This window comes from Aureibacillus halotolerans (genome assembly GCF_004363045.1).
Classification (GTDB): domain Bacteria; phylum Bacillota; class Bacilli; order Bacillales; family DSM-28697; genus Aureibacillus; species Aureibacillus halotolerans.
In genome coordinates, this window is the sequence record NZ_SNYJ01000002.1 from 176,841 (window position 1) to 197,845 (window position 21,005).

The window sequence follows — 21,005 nt, forward strand, 5'->3', positions numbered from 1 at the left end:
ATCGACTCAAAAAGACTTCGTCGTGATTTCTTTGCCGCCCGGCTTCTGCTGCGCCTCCTCGATCGCTTGCGCGCTCTGTGGGGTCTCGCTTAGCTCGCTTTTACACCCTACGGGTACAAGTGCAACATCGATTCGAAAGGACCTCATCGTGTTTTCTTTGCCGCTGGAGTCTCGCTAGTGACTGCTTTTAATTATGCACTCTTTTTTATGTTTGATCACAATTAAAAAGACTCTTTTAGTAATTAAGGCGGTAGAAGTCAGCTTCATTACTGAAAGACGATCTTTTAGAAATATAAGATTATGAGCACCAGCACCATTCTATTTACTGAATACAGCAGGCGTGATTTTTAAGAAGTCCATTGATCTATGTCACCTCGCGTCCACTCAAGCACAGCCGGCGTTGAAGTTGATTTTTCACTGCGCAAGTTATCTAAACATACGTCCACCGCTGAATAAATGCTGTACAAGGTGATGTAACTTTGCATGGAACGATGCACCTCCTTGTCTTAGGTAAGCAATCACGCTTTAACACGCTTTCATACTCGTTATACGAGACCGGGACAAAATAAAAACAATTTTCGAAGAAACAAACATCAGCGTAGTCAACATACGTAGACTCCTGCGGGAACAGCGCGAGCTGAAGATCCCGGAGGAAAGCTTTAGCTTTCCGAGGAAGCTGAAGCCGTGCCCGCGGAAAGCGAAGTATTTTGACGTAGCGGTGATTTCTTTGCATCTTAAAGGGCACAAGCGCAACATCGATTCGAAATTACCTCGTCGTGTTTTCTTTGCCGCCGGAGTCTCGCTATTGGCAGCTTAATTAATAAAGAAGCAATCGATCTATTTCAACTTGTTCCCACTCAGTCACGCAAACTTTGAAGGTAATTTTTGCTCTGATAAAGTTGGCTAAGTACAGAAGACGATAATGTTTTTCTTATGGACATTACCATGACGTTTGCCAAGCTTTCATTGGAAGATATGCTATCAAAGTAATTTGAAGAACACCGTAAATAAAGGATTTTTTTAGCAAAAAAGCTTTTATTTACTCATTTACCTGTGCTATTATAGATGAAACTTTTTGAAAAATGGGAATCGGTAATCACTTAAAGACATTATACCATTATATAATTCTTTTCAGACTAATGGATATGTAGAGGTGTTATTTTATGACAAATAAACAGAATCTTCAAAAGGAATCATATTTACTGAAAGTAGATTCACTCCGTACAGCATTTACGGTGAATGGCGATTTTCATGACGCTGTTGCTGACGTAAGTTTTACCATTAAGCCAAAGCAGGTTTTGGGGGTCGTAGGTGAATCAGGGTGTGGCAAAAGTGTCATGGCGTTGTCGATCATGCAGCTTCTACCTAAAGACATTAAAACAAAAATGCATGGTGACATTTTATTTAATGATGCGGATCTTTCAAAGCACACAGACAAGCAGATGAACGCAATTCGTGGGAAAGATATTTCAATGATATTTCAGGAGCCGATGACGTCGTTGAATCCCGTTTTTACAATTGGAAGTCAAGTTCAAGAAGTGCTCTTAAATCATGAGGGCTTGACGAAAGCAGAAGCACGGTTGCGTAGTATTGCCCTTTTACGGGATGTTGGTATTTCAAGGCCGGACAAGATTATTTATGACTACCCTCATCAGCTATCTGGCGGAATGAGGCAACGCGTCATGATTGCTATGGCGATTGCTTGTAAACCAAAGTTGTTGATTGCAGATGAACCTACAACGGCTCTCGATGTAACGGTTCAAGCACAAATTCTTGAGCTTATTCAGGGCATTCAAGAAGAAAACAACATGGCCGTATTGATGATTACACATGATCTTGGTGTTGTAGCTGAAATTTGTCATGAAGTCATCGTTATGTATGCCGGAAAGATTGTCGAGACTGCCAACGTGGTGGAACTATTCCGTCGCCCAAAGCACCCCTACACGAAGCTGTTAATGTCAGCAATACCAAAGATGGACGAGGAGCAGGAAGTGCTTGCGACAATTGAGGGGGTCGTCCCTTCAATTGATCAAATGCCTAGCGTCGGCTGCCGTTTTGTGAATCGTTGCCCACAAGCAATGAAGGAATGCGCTGAAATTACGCCAGAGCTTGCTTCTCATGACAACGATCATTTTGTTCGCTGCCTCCTCTACAAGGAAAGCTATCCGAAAGGAGACGATTTTGCCCATGTCAGTCAACAAGAAGAAGCCCCCACTACTTGAAGTCAATCAACTACGAACCTACTATCCCATAAAGGGTGGGTTTATGCAGCGGACGAAAAACTATGTCAAAGCCGTGGATAACGTATCTTTTTCTTTGAATGAGGGTGAAACGCTTGGTCTTGTAGGTGAGTCCGGTTGTGGAAAATCAACAGCAGGGCGCACGATTTTACGATTGCTTCAGCCAACGAGTGGTTCGATTACATTTGCAGGCAAAGACATTACATCGATCAAAGGTGATTCGTTACGAAAGCAAAGGCGTGACATGCAGATGGTCTTTCAGGATCCTTACGCCTCGTTAAACCCGAACATGAACGTTGGGAGAATTGTCGGCGAACCACTTCAAAATTATGAAAGAACGTCAGAAAAATCAGTGAAGCTAGAGGTGGAAACGCTCCTGGAAAAGGTAGGTCTGCCCACTTCGGCGTATGACAAATACCCCCATCAATTCTCAGGTGGGCAGCGGCAAAGAATCGGCATTGCTCGCGCGCTTGTGCTTCGACCGAAGCTCATCATCGCAGACGAACCTGTCTCAGCTCTCGATGTGTCTGTGCAATCGCAAGTACTGAATTTATTGAAAAGCCTGCAAAAGGATTTCGATCTCACCTTCCTGTTCATCGCTCATGACCTCAGCGTAGTAAAGCATATGAGCGACACGATAGGCGTAATGTACTTAGGAAAGCTTGTGGAACATGCGGACAAACATAGCTTGTACAAAGAACCACTACATCCGTATACGAAAGCGCTAGTGTCAGCCATACCAGAACCTAATCCCGAAAGGAAAAAAGACCGAATTGTGTTGACAGGGGATGTGCCAAGCCCTGTAGATCCGCCATCAGGCTGTTTCTTTCATCCGCGCTGTCCGCATATGATGGAGGTGTGCAAAACGAGTGAGCCGGCATTAAAGGAGGTGAGAACTGGACATAAGGTCGCGTGTCATTTGTACAACGACGGGCAACCGTCGATTCAAATAAACTTTAATTAAAGGGGGAATGGACGATGAAGGGGAAAAAAGTATGGTTGCTGATGCTCGTCTTTGCATTGGTGATGGTGTTGGCTGCTTGTAATGGGGGAAGTACGGATAACGCAGCAACGGACGAAACACCAGTGGATGGTGAGGACGAGGGCGGTGACGAGGAGGCAACTACAGCCCCACCAGAAAACAATGTCGTAACAATGGCAATTGATACGAACTTTGGCGGCATTTTTGAGCCGGCATTTTATTCAAATGCCGTGGATGCGGATGTGATCGAATTTATGCATGACTCTTTGTTTGCCTATGATGAAAACATTCAATTCCAACCGTATATCGCCTCGTGGGAGACAGAGGATGAGCTCACTTACACATTTACCCTTGAGGATGGCATTACGTGGCATAATGGCGACCCATTAATCGCTGCCGATTGGGCGTATGCGCTTGAAACCATTGCCCATCCGGATTATTCAGGTGTCCGTTACAGCAATGTTAGCCATATTGTAGGGGCAGATGCCAAGCAAAGCGGTGAAGCCGAAACGATTTCAGGCATCGAAGTCGTTGATGACCTTACGTTGAAAGTGACGTTTAAAGAAAAGCTTGTTAACAATTTGCTGAATCTTTGGGATGCTCCAATGCCAAGCAAATATTATGAAGGCATTCCAGTTGCCGAGCTTCCAGATTCACCAAAGGTACGTCAGGAGCCCATCGGTTTTGGTCCATTTAAAGTAAAAGAAGTACGCGAGGGTGAGTATATTGAGTTTGAAAAATTTGAGGACTACTGGCAAGGAGCGCCTAAGCTAGATGGCGTTATCGTCAGAACGTACGACCCATCGGTCACGCAAGGAGCATTTGAAAATGGCGAGATTGATATTATGGGCATTCGCGCCGCCGATGCCAAGGCATTCTCTGGTATTGACCACTTAACGACAACAGAAGTTCAAGGCCTAAGCTATTCGTATGTAGGGTTTAAACTTGGTCACTTTGATGAGGAGCTTGGACGCGCGGTGATGGATCGTCCTAAATTTGAGGACCTAGAGCTGCGAACAGCCATGTACCATGCCATTAATCGGCCGGCTCTTTTAGAAGCGTTTTTGGACAATGGTGGCTCGGTAACAAATTCAGTTGTTCCTGCAACGCATTGGATCGCTGCAGAGCCTGATCAATTAACCCAATATGATTACAATCCAGAGAAAGCAATGCAAATTCTGGATGATGCAGGCTATGTCGACGTAGATGGCGATGGCTTACGTGAAAACCCAGAAGGACAGCCGCTTCAAATCAATTTTGACCATTATGATGGACCTGCCAACTTTGAGGGGCGTGCTATGGCACTCATACAGTCGTGGCAAGATATCGGCTTGAATGTCGAGCTGAATGGGAGCTTGAAAGAGGTTAATTTGTACTATGAGCTTGTTGAAAATGATGACGAGCAAATCGATGTGTATTTTGGTGGCTGGTCCGTTGGAGCGGATCCGGACCCATCGGGAATTTGGCGTTCAGATGTTGCCTTTAACTACCCACGCTGGTACAGCGAGGAATCTGATGCGTTGCTTGCGGAGGCGTTAAAAACGTTTGATGAAGAAGAACGAAAAGAGATTTATGTCGAATGGCAGCAGCTTGTAAATGAAGAATTGCCGCTTTTGCCTCTATGGACAAACAACGATTATTATGCACAAAACAATCGTTTGCAAGGCGTGACCTATGATTGGAGCGGGGCTTTTGATGACGCCCATTTATGGTCAGTTCAGTAATGTCTGATGCAAGGAAACGGCAGAACGCCGTTTCCTTGTTCTACAGAAAGGGGAGGGAGCACATGAAATGATTATTTATATCCTGCGACGAATTGCCATCATCATTCCTATGATTATTTTATTGTCCATCGTCGTTTTTTGCCTTGCCAAGATGATGCCAGGTGATGCGCTCGGGGGAGAAATTGATCCGACGATTACAGATGCTGCGTACATTGAGGAAATGCGTGAAAAGCTAGGATACAATGACCCTTGGCATATTCAGTATGGTCGTTGGGTTAGTGATGTTGTCCAAGGCGATTTTGGACGTTCAGTCATCTACAAACGTCCAGCGATTGATTTAATTGTATCAAGGATTCCAAACACTTTGTTTCTTGCTATTAGTGCAATGATTATCACGTGGACGTTTGCGCTTGTCATGGGAATGACCTCTGGCAGAAGACCGTATACGATTGTTGATAATACGATTAGTACATTTAACTATTTAGGATTAGCGATTCCGTCATACATTTTGGCTCTTTTTGCAATTTATTTTTTATCTTTTAATTTAGGTTGGTTTCCATCTACGGGGTCTGTCTCTGTCGGATTAGAGCCAGGTTCATGGGCGTTTGTTCAGAGTCGACTATACCATGTCATTTTGCCGGCGTTATGTTTAGGGGCTTTTTCAGCTGCGACTTATACACAGTTTTTGCGAAATGACATAATTGAAAATGGCCGTAAAGATTTTGTGCGAACAGCACGTGCGAAAGGAACATCGGAAGCAAATATTTACCGAAAGCATATTTTCCGTAATTCGCTCATCCCGCTTGTCACACTGTTTGGTTTTGAGATTGGCTCATTGATTGGTGGGGCTATTATTACTGAATCGATCTTTACATATCCAGGTATTGGTCAGCTTTTTCTTGAGTCAATTACACGACGTGATTATACGGTAGTGATGGCTCTTACACTCATTTTGTCATTGTTTACACTAGTAGGAAGCTTAATCGCAGATATATTGTATGGGTTAATTGACCCGAGAATTCGACTTGAATAGGAGGTCGGCAGTATGAATGAACAAACCCCGTTGGCGAATCAGGAACCTATGCTGCAGCCTATTGCAGTAAGAAGCATGTCGCCATGGGCGGTTGCCCGACGGAAATTTTTGCGAAATAAGCTTGCGATGGCAGGACTTCTGTTTCTTGTCACTCTAACCCTATTGTGTACGATATGGCCAATGTTTACTTCGCAGGACCTTGTGCGAATTAACTATTTGCAAATGGATCAGCCGCCATCTGCAGAACATTGGCTCGGAACAGATGCGAACGGTAGAGACGTATTTGTCAGTACGCTAAAGGCAGGTCAAACGTCATTGCTCATTGGCTATTCTTGTATGATTATTATCATCTTAATCGGCACTATTGTTGGTGCAGTTGCTGGGTTTTTTGCAGGCAAAATTGATGCCTTGCTTATGCGGTTCACTGATTTTGTGATGATTTTTCCCTTTCTTGTCTTTGTCATCGTCTTAAATGCCATCTTTATTGGATGGGGATTAACAAGTGGTCCGTGGGTCTTAATCTTAGTCATCTCTCTCTTGTCATGGGGTGGTGTGGCGAGGCTTGTACGAGGAAAGGTCCTCTCTGAAAAAGAAAATGAATATATTTCAGCTGCTGTTTCAATTGGGACTCGTCCGGCTGGTGTCATTCGCAAGCACCTTTTACCGAATGTCGCCTCTGTCATTATTGTGCAGGCGACTTTATTGATGGCGACCACCATTGTCGCAGAGTCTGGTTTAACGTTTATTGGCTTTGGTGTACCGTCCAATGTGCTCACGTGGGGGAATATGATGTCTGCTGCTCGTGAGTCTGAAGTGTTGCGTGAGCAATTGTGGGTGTGGGGACCTTCGGCTTTTTGTGTCGTCGCGACGTTAATCTCAATTAATTTCGTCGGCGAAGGGTTTAAGGATGCTTTAAATCCAAAATCCTCTCGATAAAAAGAAATTTATAGCAAAAAAAGAATAAAATTGGGCGTCCCTGACGATACTGTTTTCTACAATCTTACAGTAAAGGTGGGGGCGCATTTGCTTTACTTACATGATGTTTGGGTGAACTGGTTTGAAGGTGAAGAGAATGGGTACAACGTGTGTGCTTTCCATGAATGGCGCAAGGAAGACGCGATAGAAGTGCTTGATCAAACACCTGTTTTATTCGTTGAGCACGTCGTGTTTGAGCGGATTGAAAACGAGCTGCTGCCATTGCCAAAGCAATTGTTACAGGATGTGTACAATAAGAGCTATATGCGAAAAAATCATGAACGGAAAGCATTGGAGTACTGTTTTATCGTCACAGATGGCATGAATATCCTTGCTGTCAACACGATAGGGTACGATATTCCTGTTCGCAAGAGTCGAATTATTCCTCGTCAAGAACAACTCGTCTATGACATGGTGGCGTCGAAAACCCCAACAATATACAATTGGGCAAACGTAGAGCTTGAACCTGCAAAAGAATATCATTTGTATTCACCTGCGCCTTCTGAGATGAGAGGTCTGACAAGGAAGGAAAGGCAATTAAAGCAGGTGCTATACATGGCAATGGATCATTTGAAGTCAAATGCCAATGACGCCGAAATGCGATACTGGTGCACGGAATGGGACCCTGATCATTATATGATCATTCAGCGTTTTTCATTTGATCAAGCGTGGGAATGGATGTTTGAGGGAATTCGCAAAGGGTGGAGTGCTCATCATGGGCAAGTGGGGGCGTCGCTTATTCGTGGGCAATCCTATTTAGAGAAGCTGTGGGAGCTGGAGGAAGTCAGCAAAGTCAATTAAGGATATAGCCCGTAGTTTTTTAGGGCTAGCATAGGCGGGCGAACCGGTAATACGATTCGGTCGCTTCTTTTGATTGAGACAACTTCGTAAGTCAATAATAGGGAGGGGGCTAAGCATTTCCGCCAACCCCCTAAGGCATTCCTGACTATCGGGTAAACCCGATAGCTTTTTCAACTTTGCGCAGCATCTTTCGTGCGACTTTATTCGCCCGTTCAGCTCCTTCATCAAGTATACGGTCGAGTTCAGTGCTGGCAACGAGCTCGTCGTGACGATCACGGATCGGACCAATCGTTGCGACAACGGCTTCTGCAACGTCGTTTTTAAAATCACCATACCCTTTGTTAGCGTATGCAGCTTCAATTTCCGCAATCGATTGTTTTGTACATGTACGTAAAATGGTCATAAGGTTTGAAACCCCTGGTTTTTCTTCCTTATTGAATACAACAACACCTTCAGAGTCTGTGACAGCACTTTTAATTTTTTTGCGGATTTGCGCATCTGTATCGAGCATCGACACGTATGCTTTTGGGTTCACATCAGACTTGCTCATTTTTTTCTCAGGATGCTGCAAGCTCATAATACGAGCTCCTTCTTTGGCAATTTGCACCTCAGGTATAGTGAAAATTTCATTAAATCGCTTGTTAAATCGTTCTGCCAAAGTGCGAGTGAGCTCTAAATGCTGCTTTTGATCGTCGCCAACCGGCACGATATCTGTTCCATACAGTAAAATATCTGCAGCCATTAGTGGAGGATATGTTAACAACGCTGAGGAGACCGATTCGGCACCTGCTGATTTATCCTTGTACTGTGTCATTCGTTCAAGCTCACCGATTGTGCTGATACACTGCAAAACCCATGCGAGCTGAGCATGTGCAGGCACTTCTGATTGCACAAACACAGTGGATTTGTTTGGGTCAATGCCAAGAGCGATATACAAAGCAGCTAGAGATCGTGTGTTGCGCTTCAGTTCAGCTTTGTCCTGGGGAACGGTGATGGCATGTTGGTTAACAACGCAATAAAAGCAATGACTGTCGTCCGTTTGCATTTCTGGAAAGTATTGCAGTGCACCGATATAGTTGCCTAGCGTTGGAATACCACTCGGTTGAACACCTGAAAAAATAGTTTTCATACGTTTCTCCTCCTTAAAATAAAAAAAAGCCCAACTTTCCCTTAGGAAAAGGGACGATTGGACCGTGGTGCCACCCTAGTTTCTCTGTGAACATGCATACAGAGCTTTGTTGGTTTTATAACCTGCCGCGGTAACGTGCGGAAGCCGTCAGAGCCTACTTAAACAAAATTACATTCGTTTGGTCTGAATGCTCAGAAGCCCATTCGACAAGAGGTAATACCCATTCTCAGCAATCCATGGGCTCTCTGAAAATACCGTCCTTGCGTACTTTTCTTCATCATCACATCATTATTTTTCATAGTATAATTTCTATTGAAAAAAAATGCAACGAACGGACATAAAAATCTTTGCCGAATTTTGGGGGAATTCGCCGATTTATCCTTTTTTAAAACCGGCAAACGTCTTATAATAAAGACATATGAGGAATGAAGGAGTTTTAAATTTATGAAGAAGTGGTTTTATTGTTTCATCGTTGGATTGCTTTTCGTCATCCCGTTTGGAAAGGAGGCGCAAGCAAACACGATCGCTCACGTCACTAGAGAACTTGCTGTCGCACCATTGCCCTTGCCGGAGCATATGCCTCGATTTACATACGATTCTGGTTATGATTTTACTTATCCTGATGCGGTCCGTGGGATATATGTGACTGGTTATTCGGCTGGTGGTGCCCGGTTTGATTCATTAGTGAATTTGATGGATACAACAGATTTAAACGCGATGGTAATTGATATTAAAGATGACCATGGGTACATTACATTTAAGCTCCCTGAAGATCACCCAGACGCGAAATACAGTCGTAATTTTATTGGTGATCCGGAAGCGATGATGAAAACGCTGGAAGAGCATGAAATTTATCCAATTGCTCGTATCGTCGTCTTTAAGGACACTGTATGGGGGATGGACAACCCAGACGTCAGTTTTACTCAAAATGGACAGGTATGGACAAATGGTTCAGGCGATGCGTTTGTCAATCCATTCATGAAAGAGGTTTGGGAAAGGAACGTCAAAATTGCTGAAGAAGCAGCAAAAATGGGCTTTCAAGAAATTCAATTTGATTATGTTCGCTTCCCAGAAGGGTTCGAGACAAGGGAAGATGAGCTGCAATACGATCATGGAACGTATGTAAAAGAGGGAACCGACAATGTTCAAAAACGAGTATCGGCAGTGACTGATTTTGTGAAGTATGCACGTGAGGAAATGAAGCCGTATGATGTGGACGTGTCGGTTGATATCTTTGGCTATTCAGCGACGCTCCCAGCAGCACCAGGTATTGGCCAAAACTTCTCGAAAATCTCAGCGAATGTGGACGTCATTTCTTCCATGATCTATCCAAGTCATTGGACGAGCTATTTTGGCATAGCAAAGCCGGATCTTGAACCATACAATTTGGTGGATGCTTATGCGCAAGTTGAAAATAAAAAGTTAGCCGAACTAGAAGACCCACCAACGTCAAGACCTTGGATTCAGGACTTTACGGCCAGTTGGTTAGGCAGTGGAAACTATTTGACGTATGGCAAAGCAGAAGTCGAAGCGCAAATTAAGGCGCTTTATGACAATGGCATTGAAGAATATCTCTTATGGAATGCGTCAAACCGCTATTCAGAGAATGCTGATTTTACTCCTGGTCGATAAACCGGAACAGTCTATAATGTCAGGTCACATATAAAAAACCGAACAACTAAAAAATGTCACTTGGCATTTTTTGGGGCTGTTCGGATTTTTTTTGGAGGCAAATTGGGTTCCTTGAGTAAAAGAGGAAAGCTTACGTTTTTATAAAGACAACTTCCGCAATTCATCATGAAAAGCTGCCAATAGCGAGACTCCTGGCGGCAAAGAAAACACGACGAGGTCCTTTCGAGTCGATGTTGCACTTGTACCCGTAGGGTGAAAAGAAATCAAGACCGCTTCGTCAAAACACTCCGCTTTCCGCGGGCACGGCTTCAGCTTCCTCGGAAAGCAAGCTTTCCTGCGGGATCTTCAGCTCGCGCTGTTCCCGCAGGAGTCTACGTATGTTGACTACGCTGATGTTTGTTTCTGCGTAAATTTTTTTATTTTCTTCAGGTCTCGTATAACGAGTAAGAAGTAGTATTAAGCCATGTTGCTTTTTAAACAAGCCAAGTATGTGCATCATTCCATGCCAAAGTTACATCACCTAGTGCAGTATTGATGCAGCGGTGGACTTATGTTTAGATAACTTTCGCAGTGCGAAATCAACTTTAACGCGGGCCGTGCTTGAGTGAGCGTGGGAAACGTGTCTGAATAGATGCATTTCAAAGGATAGTTCCCATTAAAGTTGTTGAATTAAGCCAATCGGAAAAGATCGTGTGAGAGGCCTGTATTTGCGCTTTTCAGGCATGCGACGGGGAAAAAGAGGGTATGGTAAACTGTATACATTGAACGAAGGAGAGGGTAGAAGCCTATGAATTGGTACGAAAAATTAAGTGAATACTTCCCGATTGAAGAAATGAAGTCACAGGAGCATATGGAAACATTACTTCGTGAAAAGAGTGACATTTATCACAAAGAAGAAGGACCAAACCACGTCATGATGTATGTGGAAACGCCTGATTTTTGCTTTATTGACTATTTGTTTGTTTCTAAAGCTGCTCGAGGTGAAGGTCTAGGTCATCAGCTGTTGGAGAATATGAAAGTGAAAAATAAACCAATCATTTTAGAGGTCGAACCAATCGACTACGATGATTCAGATACGGAAAAGCGACTTCGTTTCTATAAACGGGAAGGGTTTACCCATGCGAAATCTATTGGGTACAAGAGAAAATCATTAGCCACAAATAAGTACAATGAGCTTGAAATTCTTTTTTGGTCTCCAGACAATGCGTCTGAGCACTCCATCTTTAATCAGATGAAGCATACGTATGAAATGATTCACACGTATAAGGATGAGGAATTTTACGGGAAATCGTATGAACCCGTTGATACGGTATTAAAGTACGAAAACAAATAGCATGTGATACGGTCCTTCTTTAATAAGAGAAGGGCTTTTCTCATGTAATCAAAGATATTCTCAATAAGAGGCTTACATGAATCACGCTTGAATGGACAAACTAAGCCAAATCGACGATCTTTTTATTTTTCTTGAGTAGGAATGTTTTAGTAAAGCTGATTAAGGGAACACCGAAAATAGTTAAGAAAAATGCTGTAGAATGTCGATTGTTCAGGCAGACAGAGATCATAAATAAATTTCTTGACTTTTTTATGAAACATCTGTTCTTTTGATCTATTTTGATGTATAATGAAATTAGTCAGTAATAGTTAATTTAAAGTGAAAATCGCTTCAAAATAAAGTTTGAAACCGACCTAAGGGAGTGACGAAGGCCTATGGTAATGTTATTTACATCACCGAGTTGTACGTCTTGTCGAAAAGCAAGAGCTTGGCTTGAGGAGCATGAAATTCCTTTTGAAGAACGAAATATTTTTTCAGATCCGTTAAGTGTGGATGAAATTAAACATATTTTACGGATGACAGAGGATGGGACAGATGAAATTATATCTACTCGTTCAAAAGTATTTCAAAAATTAAATGTGAATGTGGAGTCTCTTCCACTACAAGAACTGTTTGAACTTATGAGTGAACACCCAGGCTTGCTACGTCGTCCGATCATCATGGACGAAAAACGATTGCAAGTTGGTTATAATGAAGACGAAATTCGCCGCTTCTTGCCTCGTAAAGTTCGAACATATCAGCTTCAGGAAGCACAACGTCTTGTGAATTAAATAGTAAAGAATTGTAGCCTCGAACGCTTATATGCGCTCGAGGCTTGCTTTTTCATTATTTACTGCTATTTGACATTAAGCTTTACAGACCTGCTATACATGAAAGATGCGACCAATGCCGCACATGCAAACAGCCAAGGGGCGAACCCATAAATGCTGTGGCTATGAGTGAGATACGTGAGGACCATATGGTCGTGAATGATCATATGACCAGACGTGTACCCTAATAAGGCAGTACCGCCAAATACGAGCCAAGGGTGCCTTTCAAGTAAATAAAGGATCACTCGGCTGCCCGCAACCATAATTGGAATGGACACAAGCAAGCCTACGATCACCTGCCAAAACGCTGTAGAGGCCCCAGCTACGGCAATGACATTATCGAATCCCATTGTGAAATCTGCAATAAGAATCGTGCGGACGGCACTGCCTAATGTTTTCGTTGCTTTAATACCGTGGCTGTCAGAGTTGCTAGCTAACGAAATGGCAACCCACATGAGGAATAATCCTCCAATTAATTGAATGTAAGGGATTTGTAGGAGGAACACTGCTACGATTGTTAGGGCAATTCTAGACACAACTGCCATGATTGTCCCGAAAAGAATCGCTTTTTTTTGCTGATGCTCTGGCAATCCACGACAAGCCAAAGCGATGAGAACGGCATTGTCTCCGCCTAAGATGATATCTAAACCGATAATAATAAGGATTGGCCAAAGCCATTCGAATTCCATTATTGTGCCTCCTGTCGTTAACGCCTGTCCAGAACAAAACCAAGACAAGGGTCCTTTTTTTTTACAGCATAGGTTTTTTGTTTTCATTCTTATGCGTTTTGTCATACAATGAGAAGAAGAAGTTGGCCAAACCCTTTTTAAATAGGTCAATTTTGGTGGTGGAACACGAAAACCACAAACAACTGGCCCTTCGAGAAAAGAAAATGCAAACGGAAGGGAGAGAAAAAGATGGAGATCGAGAGAATCAACGAACACACTGTGAAGTTTTTTGTATCTTACGTGGATATTGAAGACCGTGGCTTCGAACGCGAAGAGATTTGGTATAGTCGTGAACGAAGTGAAGAGCTATTTTGGGATATGATGGATGAAGTTTATCATAAGGAAAAGTTCTCTATGGAGGGTCCGCTATGGATTCAGGTTCAAGCAATGGAGGCTGGGTTGGAAGTGATTGTGACCAAGGCTCAATTTTCAAAGGATGGAGAAAAGCTTGAGCTCCCTTTAAATGATGATAACCACATTGATATTCCAGTGGATGATGCCATGAGCGAAATGGTCGATACACCAACGTCTTCAACATCTACTGAAGCTAAAGATGAGGACACACTTGATTTTGTCATTCGTTTTAATGACTTGGAAGACGCGATTCAATTGTCCCATCGGTTTCAATTCCCGACCCTTCATAATGAACTTTATTCGTATGACAACAACTATTACTTGTATGTCATGTTTAACGACGATGACGAAGAAGAAGTACAAGACAATAGCTTAAGTCTTCTTTTAGAATATGGGACAGACTCAAGAGTTTCTGTTCATCGCTTGCAGGAATACGGCAATCGATTGTTTACAGAGAATGCCCTGAATCAGCTTAAAACCTACTTTCAATAATGTCGAGTCAAAAAGCACTGCCAAGCATACGGCAGTGCTTTTTGTACTGTTGTAGTGGAAAAGGGAGAACCTCACCAGTTCGATTGTACGGAAGGTTGATTCGAAAAGGTCTTGAACGAAATATACGCACGTAAAATACGAATAGCAGTCATTAGCGATACTCCCCACAAAGCGCGGCTGGCGATAGAGCAAGCATAGCTTGGTCTTGATGATACATCTATAAAAGTTCATGTAAAGTGTAGAAAAAGGGGGAATCTCAACATCCATGTCGAAATGGAAAGAAAGTCTATGAAGAAACGAGGGAGTAGGAAATGCTCACTGCAGTGAACGAAGAGGGCCAAATCGTGCAACTTGCAGGACAGCCACTTGACCGAATAGAGAAACGGCTATACTATTGCCCGGCATGTGCTGAACCGGTCATCCCAAAGTGTGGGTCTGAAAAGATTTGGCACTTTGCTCACAAAGCAAACGGTATATGCCCACAAGGTGGAGAGACGGCCTATCATCTTTTAGGAAAAAAGAGACTTTACGACTGGCTAACCTCACAAGGGGTTGACGCAAAAATAGAATATTACCTAAGTGAACTTCAACAAAGGCCAGACATTTATTTTGTAAGAAATCAAAAAGCCTACGTACTTGAATTCCAATGCGCAACGGTACCAATTGATACAATACTTGCACGTACAAAAGTGTACAAACAACACGATATACACGTTCTATGGATTCTAGGGCACAAAAGAGTTCATGCGCAAAAGCCTCCATTCCACCGTCTTCAACAATTCGACTGGTCGTTCGCACCACCCGAAGATCATCCCAACAATCTCCTCACCTTTTGTCCACATTCAAATATGTTCACCGAATTTCACTCCATCTGTCCCGTCACCAAAACAAAAATAATTGCTCAAACAACCACCTATGCTGCACAGCAATTCAGTGTATATCGCGCTTTACACGCTACAAAAAAACGTAGTCCCCTCCAACTCACTCCATATTGGCTTACGGCGAAAAAAAGTTGGCGCTCTGCAGCTTATTGGCAATCAGCTTATAAGCAGGGCCTTCCCCGTAAATACTATGAAGCCACGGGAACTTCAATCTCCCTCGTCCCAGGGTTTATCGGCATACCTAGCAAGGGAAGTGAGGCATTCGCACATTCCGTTTGGGACTGGCAATGCATTGTATTTGTGACGTTCCTCTATCCCTATATGCTTAGTCGTAAGCCCATAAAATCGGAAGCGGTTAAGCAATGGTTGACGCAGGCAATTGAACAGAAGCTGCTTGTCGTGAGACCATGCATATACTGTGAAAGAGATCCATTTGAAGCTATACAATCCTACATAGAGCAGTTGGTGCATCTTGAGGTTTGTCAAAAAAAAGCCAATGCATACGTATTTTTAAATGCTCTAACGATGCCTCGTATGATAGATGAAGCCTTACGTGAAGATGAAAAAATGCTGAGTGTGTTGCAAAAGAGCAAAAAAGCGCACCAAGGGAGGAGTTTTCAGTGGATATAAAGAATTGATTGAAGAACGCACTGTTGTGTTTACTTTTTGAGGAGGGATTGTTTATGAGTGGAAAGACGTCATCATTGCCAACGAGGAGTGAAATTCCTGAGGAGCTTACGTGGCGCTTAGAGGATATTTTTTCAACAGACCAAGAATGGGAAGCTTCATTTGCACATATTAAAGAGAGTTATACCGGAATGAAAGCCTTTCAAGGAACGCTTGAAGAGAGTGCTGAACAGCTTTATAAGGCGTTGCAGTTTCAGAATGAACTTACACAAAAAATGGGCAAGTTGTATGTGTATTCTCATCTGAAAAATGATCAGGATACTTCGAATTCAACGTATCAAGGCATGAATGACCGAGCAAAAGCTTTGTATGCGGAAATCGGTAGTGCCTTTTCGTTTATGACACCAGAGCTGCTTTCCATTTCAGAAGAGAAGCTTAAAGAGATGATCTCTACGTATGAGCCCCTCCAGCAATACAAGCATGCGTTAGAGGACATTAATCGCCATCGCCCCCATGTGCTCTCCTCTGAGGAAGAGGCGCTGCTCGCAAAAGCATCAGAAGTCTTTAGCTCATCTAGCAACATTTATTCAATGATGACAAATGCCGATTTGCAGTTTGCCAGCATTGAGGACGAAGATGGAAATGAGATTGATGTAAGCAATGGGCGCTACATACGGTTTATGGAGAGCGAAGACCGCCGTGTTCGTCAGGATGCCTTCAAGGTCATGTACGATACGTATGGCACGTATAAGAATACGTTTGCCAGCACCCTCAGTGGTGCGGTCAAGGCTGACAATTACAAAGCGTCTGTTCACCATTATAAAACCGCTCGTGAGGCTGCCCTACATGGAAACAATATTCCTGAAGAGGTGTATGATAATTTAATTGCTTCCGTGCACAAGCATTTGCCTTTGCTGCATCGTTATATTGCATTGCGGAAAAAAATATTACAACTCGACGAGCTACACATGTACGATATGTATGTTTCGCTTATCGATGAGGTCGATATGAAGATTCCTTACGAAGAAGCGAAGGGCCTTGTGCTGGAAGGACTAAAGCCGCTCGGTGAGGACTATCAGGCCATATTGAAAAAGGCGTATTCAGACCGCTGGATTGATGTGCCTGAAAATAAAGGGAAGCGCAGTGGTGCCTATTCCTCTGGAACATATGGCACAAACCCTTACATTTTGATGAATTGGCAAGACAACGTCAATACCGTTTTTACGTTAGCGCATGAGCTAGGTCATTCACTTCACAGCTATTATTCAGAGAAAACACAGCCATATCAATACAGTGGCTACAGCATCTTTGTGGCAGAAGTGGCTTCCACGTGCAATGAAGCCTTACTAAATGATTATCTATTGAAAACAACGGAAGACAAAAAGAAGCGCTTATATCTTTTGAATCATTATTTGGAAGGGTTTAGAGGCACGTTATTCCGCCAAACGATGTTTGCCGAATTTGAACATCTCATTCATGAGAAATCACGTGAGGGTGAAGCCTTGACAGCTGACTTTCTCACGAAGGAATATTATGAGCTCAATAAGCGGTATTTTGGGGATGGCGTACATTTAGACGAAGAAATTGGTCATGAATGGAGTCGGATCCCTCACTTTTACTATAACTATTACGTCTATCAATACGCGACTGGCTATAGTGCAGCGACCTCCTTGTCAAAGCAAATCCTTGAAGAAGGGGATCAGGCTGTAGAGAGATACTTAACGTTCTTGCAATCTGGAAGTAGTGATTATCCAATTGAAGTGCTTAAAAAAGCAGGTGTTGATATGACGACTTCAAAACCAGTTGACGATGCGCTGTCCGTTTTTGAGGAACGATTGAATGAATTTGAAGCTTTGTTGAACGAACTATAAAAAAGTAAGCTTCAGGCTGATGACAAACGCTCGCTTTCTTTGTTGCTTTGCCTTATCCGGTGCTCATTGCCCATTTGGCAACTCCGCGCCTCCCAAGTCTTTGCGCTTAGATAAGACAAGCGTTTTCATTCAGCCTGCGTTTTTCAATGGTATTTTTGAATTGACGTTATTTAAAAAGTAAGCCGTCCAAAAAAACTGGACGGCTTACTTTTTTTTAACCTTTAGAAGAGGGATGGACTGGATCGATGAAACGAGAGCGAAAACGGTGAGAAATAATAGAATAACTGCGAGAATCAATGGGAATTGTCCAAGCAATCCAACCAAAAAAAGTCCAAAGGCAACAAGCAGTAAAAGGACTTCGCCTAATAGTAACCATTTCATACTCTGCACCTCGCAACTAATCGTTCTTGCATGTACAGAAACTATATGAAGGAGGGATTAGGCATATGCTATTCTTACGTAGCTACTGTCGAATTTTTATAGCGCCAAAAGTACCCGTGCTTTACAGGGACACATTCAACAATTCCTTGCAGCTTCAGCTTTTTCATCCATTTTTCAGCTTCTTCCGTCGTCAAATTATAGACCGTAGCTATTTCAGCTGTTGATACGAATGGGAAGGTGTGAAGAAAGGTTCTGATTTCTGGTAACTCTGCTTGAAGCGGCGTATATCCAAGCATTTCTTCAATAATGCCGACATACACTTCATACGCATACGTCCCAGATATTTTTAAGCCTTCCTCTTCTAAATGTTGACTGAAGAAAACAAGCGTTGGTGTTTCAGTAACTTCCATTTCAGCATTCATTTTAAGATCAAACTCAACAGCCTTGACCGCAGCGGAATTGGAAAGATCACGTTTGAATTCATCTACATCGAGATTAACCTTTGATGCAATATCGAGCAGAACATGTTTTTTAGAGACATTTTGTTTTTCGAGAAAAAGGACTTCCTGTAGCCTTCGAAGGAAACGGAACCCAGCCGTTTGCCCTTGCAATTCTGCTGCCTTTATCGCAATTGGCAAATAATAAGGGGCCAAAATCGGATCCTCAAGCCACAAATCGCCATCGCAGCTCATTCCTGACAAGCAGCCTGCACGCTCCCAGGACTTGGCAAGGTCTGGGTATTTCTTTTTTGTGCATTCAACAATCTTAGGGAACTGTCCGCCAATGACATGACGAAATCGAAAATAGGACCCATAATGCACCATCAATTTTTTCATTACTGGTTCAAGTCCCCAGCAACATGTGCTTAAAGGATCAATGAACATGTAAATCTCCAATGGTTTGGACTGTCGATATGCATCCTCTTGACAGAGGTCCCTGGAAATATTCATATCCATCTTCGTTCCTCCTTACTCACGATCTTGAGGTGTATTAATCATATGCTGAGCGGTGTGCTTCAAGCGTTCAAACAACATCCGTTTTTCATGCTCGTCGGCCTCTGTTTCGGACAAAGCCAACTGCATGCATTCTAACCAAGCTTGAGCCCGACTCGGTGTAATTTGAAAAGGCAAATGGCGTGCGCGTAAGCGAGGATGTCCATGCTCTTCTGTATAAAGCGACGGACCTCCAAGAAATTGAGTCATAAATTGGACTTGTTTTCGTCGTGTTTCAGTCAAATCCTCTGGAAAAATAGGAGATAGCTCTGGATGTGAAGAAACCCGTTGATAGAATTTTTCAACTAGATCCTTTACAACGTTTTCTCCGCCTATCATGTCGTAGGGGCTTGGTTGTTTTGTCATAATTTTTCCTCCCACAGGCTGATGAGAACCGCTCGCTTTCATTGTTGCATCGCCTTGTTTGGTGCTCATTGCCTGAATGGCAACTGTGCGCCTCTCAAGCCTTCGCGCATCGAAAAACAAGTGCTGCCCAAGAGACGATGTTGTTTAATCTGTGAAGCTGTAAGTCTATTTTAGCAACGCAAAGGAAGATTGCGCAAATGTTGTGATCGCAGAAGCAATTTAATCAGTACGTTTTAGGTGAACAAGCGAGCAATCTTATTCAATGTTTCTCGTTTTGGAATGTTGTGCATCCTTAGTATGTCAAGGAAAGCTTGTTCCCCGGCAGTCACTGAAGTGGCCTCAATTTCAAGCTCATAATCTTCCTTTTGCCCATAAAAGCTATGGTCCAAAAAAAGCGTGAAATGAGACATCTCTCGAATAGAGCGACGCGTCATTAATGTTCCAATATGCTTCACATTCAACGTCTTCCTGCCTATCAATGACAAAGATGGCTGCATAGCTTCTGGAGTTTTACAATGGCCATCCGTCAAGATCTGTTGAGCATGCTTCACTTCCAAAGGTTGGTGGGTTTCCAAAAGTCCTTCTCCAGACGGATGAGGCTGTTTTAAAGTTAACGTGTATTGCCCACCTTTTTCACGGATACGTAAAGCTGCATGAGAGGAACGAAGTAGAAAGTCCGACGTATCAAAATAGTGGTTGGTCTGCTGGATAAAATCATCATGCTGAAACTGATAATACCTATAAAGACGTTGAAATTCATCTTCGTTCAGCAGGTTTTTCCACTCTAATTCTTGTTCTTGGTGCAATACTTTCAGCTCCTTCACGCGAGACTATTTGAAAGTGTACCATATTCGTTATGAAAACACAGTGTTGATGCTTGCAGAACGCCTTTATCGTTTTTAAGCGAATGGGCATTTATGATAAAATAAGAAGTGGAAGAAGCTGACGGCTATCGTAGGTAAATATGACTACGGAAAGTCTGATTCGATCAACAGGGGGGCTACTATGGAGAATTGGGAGGCATTTCTTGCGCCTTATGAACAAGCCATAGAAGAGTTAAAGGTAAAACTAAAAGGAATGCGTAAGCTGTTTGAAGTTGATCGACAGCACTCGCCAATAGAGTTTGTGACCGGAAGAGTTAAGCCGATTCCAAGCATTCTTGATAAGGCGAGAAGAAAAAATGTTCCTTTTCATCAAATCGGTGAAGGGATTCAGGATATCGCTGGTCTTCGCATGATGTGTCAGTTCGTTGATGACATTACGAGTGTCGTAGAACTTTTGCGGGAGCGCAATGACTTTGACATCGTTGAAGAGCGCGATTATATTGCCAACAAAAAGGAAAGTGGATATCGGTCGTATCACCTTGTTCTACGATACCCAGTTCAAACAGTCGAAGGAGAAAAGAAACTACTTGTTGAGATTCAAATTCGTACACTGGCAATGAACTTTTGGGCAACGGTGGAGCATTCATTAAATTACAAATACAAAGGACAACTTCCTTCGGGGATTGAGATGCGGATTCAACGGGCTGCTGAAGCCGCTTTCCGATTAGATGAAGAAATGTCGAAAATCCGTGGAGAAATTCAAGAAGCCCACCAAGTATTTTTACGTAAGCTTGAAAAAAACAACCCATCAACTGACAAAAGCAGGTGAGC

19 protein-coding genes and 1 other annotated feature are annotated in these 21,005 nt (G+C 43.0%); of the genes, 13 read left to right on the forward strand and 6 right to left on the reverse strand.

Annotated elements, in window-relative coordinates; genetic code table 11:
* Window positions 1–1,163 precede the first annotated feature (1,163 nt).
* From EV213_RS03025 to EV213_RS03050, 6 genes are all read left to right on the forward strand, one after another.
* Window positions 1,164–2,222 carry an ABC transporter ATP-binding protein gene (locus EV213_RS03025; protein WP_133579013.1) on the forward strand — a complete coding sequence of 353 codons (1,059 nt, stop codon included), beginning with the start codon at window positions 1,164–1,166 and terminating at the stop codon, window positions 2,220–2,222.
* Complete coding sequence (locus EV213_RS03030) at window positions 2,188–3,204, forward strand: ABC transporter ATP-binding protein (RefSeq protein WP_133579014.1); 1,017 nt, start codon at window positions 2,188–2,190, stop codon at window positions 3,202–3,204. Before EV213_RS03025 ends, EV213_RS03030 begins: the two co-directional genes overlap by 35 nt.
* 14 nt (window positions 3,205–3,218) lie before the next feature.
* Window positions 3,219–4,946 (forward strand): oligopeptide ABC transporter substrate-binding protein, encoded by a 1,728-nt coding sequence (gene opp4A / locus EV213_RS03035; RefSeq protein WP_133579015.1) that lies wholly within the window; start codon window positions 3,219–3,221, stop codon window positions 4,944–4,946.
* Between the two features lie 67 nt (window positions 4,947–5,013).
* Window positions 5,014–5,979, forward strand: a complete 966-nt coding sequence (gene opp4B / locus EV213_RS03040; protein ID WP_133579016.1) for an oligopeptide ABC transporter permease — start codon at window positions 5,014–5,016, stop codon at window positions 5,977–5,979.
* A gap of 12 nt (window positions 5,980–5,991) precedes the next feature.
* Window positions 5,992–6,915: an oligopeptide ABC transporter permease gene (gene opp4C / locus EV213_RS03045; RefSeq protein ID WP_133579017.1), complete on the forward strand. Its 924-nt coding sequence runs from the start codon at window positions 5,992–5,994 to the stop codon at window positions 6,913–6,915.
* A gap of 87 nt (window positions 6,916–7,002) precedes the next feature.
* Entirely contained in the window at window positions 7,003–7,755 is a 753-nt protein-coding gene (locus EV213_RS03050; protein WP_133579018.1) for a DUF3603 family protein, read from the forward strand.
* Between the two features lie 145 nt (window positions 7,756–7,900).
* Here the strand turns inward: EV213_RS03050 and trpS are convergent, their stop codons facing one another.
* The gene (gene trpS, locus EV213_RS03055; RefSeq protein WP_133579019.1) at window positions 7,901–8,884 is read right to left on the reverse strand and encodes a tryptophan--tRNA ligase; all 984 of its coding nucleotides are present in this window, start codon (window positions 8,882–8,884) and stop codon (window positions 7,901–7,903) included.
* Between the two features lie 46 nt (window positions 8,885–8,930).
* Window positions 8,931–9,174: a binding site (T-box leader), on the reverse strand.
* A 154-nt stretch (window positions 9,175–9,328) separates the two neighbouring features.
* Here trpS and EV213_RS03060 point away from each other — a divergent pair.
* From EV213_RS03060 to spxA, 3 genes are all read left to right on the forward strand, one after another.
* Window positions 9,329–10,516, forward strand: coding sequence for a putative glycoside hydrolase (locus tag EV213_RS03060; RefSeq protein WP_133579020.1), 1,188 nt, complete (start codon window positions 9,329–9,331; stop codon window positions 10,514–10,516).
* 787 nt (window positions 10,517–11,303) lie between these two features.
* Window positions 11,304–11,849 (forward strand): GNAT family N-acetyltransferase, encoded by a 546-nt coding sequence (locus tag EV213_RS03070; RefSeq protein WP_133579022.1) that lies wholly within the window; start codon window positions 11,304–11,306, stop codon window positions 11,847–11,849.
* Between the two features lie 374 nt (window positions 11,850–12,223).
* Window positions 12,224–12,619, forward strand: coding sequence for a transcriptional regulator SpxA (gene spxA / locus EV213_RS03075; protein ID WP_133579023.1), 396 nt, complete (start codon window positions 12,224–12,226; stop codon window positions 12,617–12,619).
* Between the two features lie 65 nt (window positions 12,620–12,684).
* Here the strand turns inward: spxA and EV213_RS03080 are convergent, their stop codons facing one another.
* Window positions 12,685–13,347: a TerC family protein gene (locus EV213_RS03080; protein ID WP_166639138.1), complete on the reverse strand. Its 663-nt coding sequence runs from the start codon at window positions 13,345–13,347 to the stop codon at window positions 12,685–12,687.
* A gap of 228 nt (window positions 13,348–13,575) precedes the next feature.
* On the opposite strand from EV213_RS03080, the gene mecA reads away from it, so the two are divergent.
* The 3 genes from mecA (at window position 13,576) to pepF (ending at window position 17,611) form a co-directional block, all read left to right on the forward strand.
* Window positions 13,576–14,232, forward strand: a complete 657-nt coding sequence (gene mecA, locus EV213_RS03085) for an adaptor protein MecA (RefSeq protein ID WP_133579025.1) — start codon at window positions 13,576–13,578, stop codon at window positions 14,230–14,232.
* A 311-nt stretch (window positions 14,233–14,543) separates the two neighbouring features.
* Window positions 14,544–15,743, forward strand: a complete 1,200-nt coding sequence (locus EV213_RS03090; RefSeq protein ID WP_133579026.1) for a competence protein CoiA — start codon at window positions 14,544–14,546, stop codon at window positions 15,741–15,743.
* Window positions 15,744–15,796: 53 nt separating this feature from the next.
* Entirely contained in the window at window positions 15,797–17,611 is a 1,815-nt protein-coding gene (gene pepF / locus EV213_RS03095; RefSeq protein WP_133579027.1) for an oligoendopeptidase F, read from the forward strand.
* Between the two features lie 204 nt (window positions 17,612–17,815).
* On the opposite strand, the gene EV213_RS20635 is transcribed toward pepF, so the two are convergent.
* The 4 genes from EV213_RS20635 to EV213_RS03110 all read right to left on the reverse strand — a co-directional run bounded on the left by EV213_RS20635 (window position 17,816) and on the right by EV213_RS03110 (window position 20,156).
* Window positions 17,816–17,992, reverse strand: a complete 177-nt coding sequence (locus tag EV213_RS20635) for a hypothetical protein (RefSeq protein WP_166639139.1) — start codon at window positions 17,990–17,992, stop codon at window positions 17,816–17,818.
* A 74-nt stretch (window positions 17,993–18,066) separates the two neighbouring features.
* Window positions 18,067–18,948, reverse strand: a complete 882-nt coding sequence (locus tag EV213_RS03100) for a ClpXP adapter SpxH family protein (protein WP_243739972.1) — start codon at window positions 18,946–18,948, stop codon at window positions 18,067–18,069.
* Window positions 18,949–18,960: 12 nt separating this feature from the next.
* Window positions 18,961–19,350: a globin domain-containing protein gene (locus EV213_RS03105; protein ID WP_133579028.1), complete on the reverse strand. Its 390-nt coding sequence runs from the start codon at window positions 19,348–19,350 to the stop codon at window positions 18,961–18,963.
* A gap of 233 nt (window positions 19,351–19,583) precedes the next feature.
* The gene (locus EV213_RS03110; RefSeq protein WP_166639140.1) at window positions 19,584–20,156 is read right to left on the reverse strand and encodes a CYTH domain-containing protein; all 573 of its coding nucleotides are present in this window, start codon (window positions 20,154–20,156) and stop codon (window positions 19,584–19,586) included.
* Window positions 20,157–20,355: 199 nt separating this feature from the next.
* On the opposite strand from EV213_RS03110, the gene yjbM reads away from it, so the two are divergent.
* Complete coding sequence (gene yjbM, locus EV213_RS03115; RefSeq protein ID WP_133579030.1) at window positions 20,356–21,003, forward strand: GTP diphosphokinase; 648 nt, start codon at window positions 20,356–20,358, stop codon at window positions 21,001–21,003.
* Window positions 21,004–21,005: the final 2 nt, after the last annotated feature.

Excerpts from the sequence above, each read along its gene's own strand:
- EV213_RS03025 (WP_133579013.1), top strand. The coding sequence starts at position 1,164 with ATGACAAATAAACAGAATCTTCAAAAGGAATCATATTTACTGAAAGTA.
- EV213_RS03030 (WP_133579014.1), top strand. The coding sequence starts at position 2,188 with ATGTCAGTCAACAAGAAGAAGCCCCCACTACTTGAAGTCAATCAACTA.
- opp4A (WP_133579015.1), top strand. The coding sequence starts at position 3,219 with ATGAAGGGGAAAAAAGTATGGTTGCTGATGCTCGTCTTTGCATTGGTG.
- opp4B (WP_133579016.1), top strand. The coding sequence starts at position 5,014 with ATGATTATTTATATCCTGCGACGAATTGCCATCATCATTCCTATGATT.
- opp4C (WP_133579017.1), top strand. The coding sequence starts at position 5,992 with ATGAATGAACAAACCCCGTTGGCGAATCAGGAACCTATGCTGCAGCCT.
- trpS (WP_133579019.1), bottom strand. The coding sequence starts at position 8,884 with ATGAAAACTATTTTTTCAGGTGTTCAACCGAGTGGTATTCCAACGCTA.
- EV213_RS03060 (WP_133579020.1), top strand. The coding sequence starts at position 9,329 with ATGAAGAAGTGGTTTTATTGTTTCATCGTTGGATTGCTTTTCGTCATC.
- EV213_RS03070 (WP_133579022.1), top strand. The coding sequence starts at position 11,304 with ATGAATTGGTACGAAAAATTAAGTGAATACTTCCCGATTGAAGAAATG.
- spxA (WP_133579023.1), top strand. The coding sequence starts at position 12,224 with ATGGTAATGTTATTTACATCACCGAGTTGTACGTCTTGTCGAAAAGCA.
- EV213_RS03080 (WP_166639138.1), bottom strand. The coding sequence starts at position 13,347 with ATGGAATTCGAATGGCTTTGGCCAATCCTTATTATTATCGGTTTAGAT.
- mecA (WP_133579025.1), top strand. The coding sequence starts at position 13,576 with ATGGAGATCGAGAGAATCAACGAACACACTGTGAAGTTTTTTGTATCT.
- EV213_RS03090 (WP_133579026.1), top strand. The coding sequence starts at position 14,544 with ATGCTCACTGCAGTGAACGAAGAGGGCCAAATCGTGCAACTTGCAGGA.
- pepF (WP_133579027.1), top strand. The coding sequence starts at position 15,797 with ATGAGTGGAAAGACGTCATCATTGCCAACGAGGAGTGAAATTCCTGAG.
- EV213_RS20635 (WP_166639139.1), bottom strand. The coding sequence starts at position 17,992 with ATGAAATGGTTACTATTAGGCGAAGTCCTTTTACTGCTTGTTGCCTTT.
- EV213_RS03100 (WP_243739972.1), bottom strand. The coding sequence starts at position 18,948 with ATGGATATGAATATTTCCAGGGACCTCTGTCAAGAGGATGCATATCGA.
- EV213_RS03105 (WP_133579028.1), bottom strand. The coding sequence starts at position 19,350 with ATGACAAAACAACCAAGCCCCTACGACATGATAGGCGGAGAAAACGTT.
- yjbM (WP_133579030.1), top strand. The coding sequence starts at position 20,356 with ATGGAGAATTGGGAGGCATTTCTTGCGCCTTATGAACAAGCCATAGAA.